This window comes from Mesorhizobium sp. (assembly GCF_004962925.1).
Lineage (GTDB): Bacteria > Pseudomonadota > Alphaproteobacteria > Rhizobiales > Rhizobiaceae > Mesorhizobium.
Map to the genome: position 1 here is coordinate 1 of NZ_SUEO01000400.1, position 1,098 is coordinate 1,098.

The 1,098-nt window shown below is 57.1% G+C and carries 1 tRNA gene; it reads right to left on the reverse strand.

Features of this window, described 5'->3' with window-relative positions:
• Positions 1-571 precede the first annotated feature (571 nt).
• Positions 572-662 (reverse strand) — tRNA-Ser (locus tag E5W87_RS35370).
• Positions 663-1,098 lie beyond the last annotated feature (436 nt).

Sequence of the window (1,098 nt, forward strand, 5' to 3'; positions counted from 1 at the left end):
GAATCGAACGAAACAGCGGATCGGCGACGGCTGTTTCTGCGGTAGCGAATTGTTATTGCAGCATTTTTCGGAGAATCGTGGGGTTTTGCGCTGGTCGTGAAAAAATCGCCGCAGACGTTCTTGGGCGAAGAGCGCGCCAAAAAAGGCGCTGCTAATTAGCTCTTTGACACAGGAAGTTTTGACAGATTGGCCCCCTTTGTCGGTGGCGATCGCACACTCTGGAGATTGGCCGAGGCATTTCTCCCTTCGTCATCCTGGGGCGGAGCAAGGAGCGAAGCGACGCAGCGCAGACCCCAGGATCCATGCCGTGATGTTTACGTGTCGCAACGGTGCAAGCTCTGTTTCAGTTCAGCGCACCCCTTGGCGACTGCACTCGTCGAACGGCCATCCTGAGCCGCTGCATTCTTTGGCTGATGTCATGGCATGGATCCCAGGGTCTTCGCGACGTCGCTTCGCTCCTGCTTCGCCCTGGGATGACGAGGCTGGGAAGGCTTCGAAACCAGGCTTTGCAAGGGATTCACGAGAAGAATTCGCCGGACTTGTGCTGCGAAGCGCGAGGCGCAAAGCAGAATGGCGGAGAGGATGGGATTCGAACCCACGAGAAGCTTTTGACCTCTACTCCCTTAGCAGGGGAGCGCCTTCGACCACTCGGCCACCTCTCCGTTGCGCCGGTGGATAAAGAAAAGCGCCGGCACAATCAACAAGTCTGCGCCATTATCGTGGAAAAAACCGGCTTCTGTCGAAACGGCGCTTTCGCGATGCGGCGATTCTGCGGCAATCCCGTTGGCCGGCGACTCGGCGCATCGTCGCAATTCCGACGGGCTATCGCCGGAATCGGCCGGATTGCAAGGGCTCGCAAGGGAGGCAATGGTTAATAGGAGCTTTCTGAGTGAGGCCAAATCGTGTCATTTGTGCAACAACGTTTGGGGATAGCACCCGCACAGCCCTTTTGCCGGTACGATGGTGGTTGAACGCCGCCGCCTCATGGGTAATGTCGAGTTCGAAGGAGCGGCGCGGTGCGCATCTTTTTCGGTAGTGGGGATGGGGCAGGGAACGCTGTCCTTCAGCAAAGAATACCCAGACCCGTTTTTTAACTTT